General features: G+C 71.5%; 3 protein-coding genes and 1 pseudogene. 2 read left to right on the forward strand and 2 right to left on the reverse strand.

The genetic code is table 11. The features are described from left to right. Positions 1-448: shikimate dehydrogenase family protein (locus HMPREF0731_RS19635; RefSeq protein WP_040614142.1), on the reverse strand; the 448-nt coding region annotated here is incomplete at its 3' end. A gap of 131 nt (positions 449-579) precedes the next feature. On the opposite strand from HMPREF0731_RS19635, the gene gshB reads away from it, so the two are divergent. Further along, positions 580-1,524, forward strand: a complete 945-nt coding sequence (gshB, locus tag HMPREF0731_RS19640; RefSeq protein ID WP_040614144.1) for a glutathione synthase — start codon at positions 580-582, stop codon at positions 1,522-1,524. Between the two features lie 33 nt (positions 1,525-1,557). Here gshB and HMPREF0731_RS19645 read toward each other — a convergent pair whose 3' ends face one another. Then, positions 1,558-2,082, reverse strand: coding sequence for a cytochrome b (locus tag HMPREF0731_RS19645; RefSeq protein ID WP_007005963.1), 525 nt, complete (start codon positions 2,080-2,082; stop codon positions 1,558-1,560). Between the two features lie 31 nt (positions 2,083-2,113). Here HMPREF0731_RS19645 and HMPREF0731_RS19650 point away from each other — a divergent pair. Continuing rightward, positions 2,114-2,461: pseudogene (locus tag HMPREF0731_RS19650) on the forward strand (hypothetical protein); the annotation flags it as partial.

Consider the following 2,461-nt stretch of genomic DNA (forward strand, 5'->3'; position numbering starts at 1 on the left):
CGGCATCGAGCAGCGCGGCGGCGATGGCGCGCGCGGCACCCCCGGCGCCCAGCAGCACCGCCGGGCCGTCACCGGCCTGCCAGCCCGGCGCCTGCTCGCGCACGCTCTCCAGGAAGCCGAAGCCGTCGGTGTTGCTGCCCTCGATGCGGCCGTCGCGGAACACCAGCGTGTTCACCGCCCCCGCCCGCCGCGCCGAGGGATCGACCGAATCGCAGAGGGCGAAGGCCGCCTCCTTGTGCGGGATGGTCACATTGGCGCCGCGGAAGCCGAGCTTCACCAGCGCGCGCACCGATTCGGCGAAATCGGCCGGCTGCACGGGCAGCGGCATGTAGGCGCCGTCGATGCCGTGCCGCCGCAGCCAATGGCCATGCAGCAGGGGGGAGCGCGAATGCGCGACGGGCCAGCCGAGAACGCCCGCCAGCCGCGCCTTGCCGGACTGGATCGTCATGCCGGCATGATTCGGGCGTCCGGCCGCCCGGTCAATGGCGCACGGCGCGGGCCGGGGCACCCCCCTGGTATTCCGCGCCCGGCAATGCCACCACTGCGGGCAACGCAAGACGCAGGCACGGAGCCTCATCCATGGCCAAGGGTTTGAAGGTCGCGGTCCAGATGGACCCGATCCAGGGGATCAACATCGACGGCGACAGCACCTTCGCGCTGATGCTGGAGGCCCAGGCGCGCGGCCACCAGCTCTGGCACTACCATGTGAAGGACCTGACGCTGGCCTCGGGCAAGGTGCTGGCCCGCATGCAGCCGGTCGAGGTGCGGCGCGAGAAGGGCAACCACTTCACCCTGGGGGAGTCGGCGCTGCACGACCTCTCCACCATGGATGTGGTGCTGATGCGGCAGGACCCGCCCTTCGACATGGCCTATATCACGGCCACCCACATCCTGGAGCATATCCACCCCAAGACCCTGGTGGTGAACGACCCGGCGCATGTGCGCAACGCGCCGGAGAAGCTGTTCGTCATGCAGTTCCCGGAGCTGATGCCGGACACCATCATCACGCATGACCCGCTGGAGGTGCGCGCCTTCCGCAAGAAGCATGGCGACATCATCGTCAAGCCGTTGTTCGGCAATGGCGGCGCGGGGGTGTTCCATCTGCGCCCGGATGACGGCAACCTGAACGCGCTGCTGGAACTCTATGCCGAGCGCTCGCGCGAGCCGCTGATGATCCAGCAATACCTGCCCGCCGTGCGCAAGGGCGACAAGCGCATCATCCTGGTCGATGGCGTGGCGATGGGCGCGATCAACCGCGTGCCGGCGGAGGGCGAGAGCCGCTCCAACATGCATGTCGGCGGCCGGCCGGAGGCGGTGGCGCTGACCCCGCGCGACCGCGAGATCTGCGAGCGCATCGGGCCGGAGCTGAAGGCGCGCGGGCTGATCTTCGTGGGCATCGACGTGATCGGCGACTACCTGACCGAGATCAACGTCACCTCGCCCACGGGCCTGCAGGAGCTGGCGCGCTTCGATGGCATCCATCTCGAGAAGGCGATCTGGGACGCCATCGAGAGCAAGCGCTGAGGCATGGGCGGCCGGGGGCCTCGCCTCCGGCCGCTAGGGCCCCATGCGGCGCAGCGTGTCGTCGCGCCGCACCAGCGCGTGCCAGAGCGCGGCGCCGATATGCGCCAGCAGCAGCAGGCCGAGCGCCAGGGCCATCCAGACATGCAGGCGGGAGAGCAGCGGCGCCAGCGCCTGGTCCGGGCCGACCGGGCTCGGCACCGGGATCAGGCCGAAGGCGGTCAGCGGGAAGCCCCAGGCATTGGTGGCCATCAGCCCGACCAGCGGCATGGCCAGCAGCAGGGCATAGAGCGCCGCGTGGTTGGCCGCCGCGGCGCGCCGCATCCAGCGGGGCAGGGGCGGGTGGATGGGGGGCGGCGGATGGCGCCAGCGCCAGCCCAGCCGGACCAGGGTCGCCAGGAACACCGTCATGCCCAGGCTCTCATGCAGGTTGTAGAGCAGCAGCTTGAACACCTCGTCGCGCGGCGCGGCCCAGGCGAGCCAGAGGCCGAGGATACCGATGGCCAGCATCGCCAGGGCGGTGCCCCAGTGCAGCAGGCGGGCGGTGGCCGTGTAGCGCATGGGGGTTCCTCCGGTGGCCGATGATACACCGATGATCGCCGCGCATGCGGATTGGAGCGTCGATCCGCGCAAGCGCTGGGTCAGCATCGCGCGACGCCGCGCGGGTGGCGATTGGCGGGCCGAGGCGCCGCGCCTGGTGGGCGAGCCGGCGGCGCTGGTGGCCGGGCTGCTGGCGGAGGGGGTGCCGGTGGCGCTCGGCCTCGATCTGCCGCTGGGCCTGCCGCGCGGCTATGCGGCCGGGCGGGGAGAGGCGGATTTCCCCGCCTTCCTGCGCGGGCTGGTGGCCAGCCCGGATTTCTTCCTGGTCAGCCCGACGCTGGAGACGGTGACCACGGCGCGCCCCTTCTACCCGGCGCGCGGGGTGCGCGGCATGACGCGG

Origin of the sequence: Pseudoroseomonas cervicalis ATCC 49957, assembly GCF_000164635.1 — a bacterium.
In the GTDB taxonomy this organism is placed as follows: Bacteria; Pseudomonadota; Alphaproteobacteria; order Acetobacterales; family Acetobacteraceae; genus Pseudoroseomonas; species Pseudoroseomonas cervicalis.

What these genes read in the sequence shown, in the direction of transcription:
- gshB (WP_040614144.1), top strand. Translation starts at nt 580, where the DNA reads ATGGCCAAGGGTTTGAAGGTCGCGGTCCAGATGGACCCGATCCAGGGG.
- HMPREF0731_RS19645 (WP_007005963.1), bottom strand. Translation starts at nt 2,082, where the DNA reads ATGCGCTACACGGCCACCGCCCGCCTGCTGCACTGGGGCACCGCCCTG.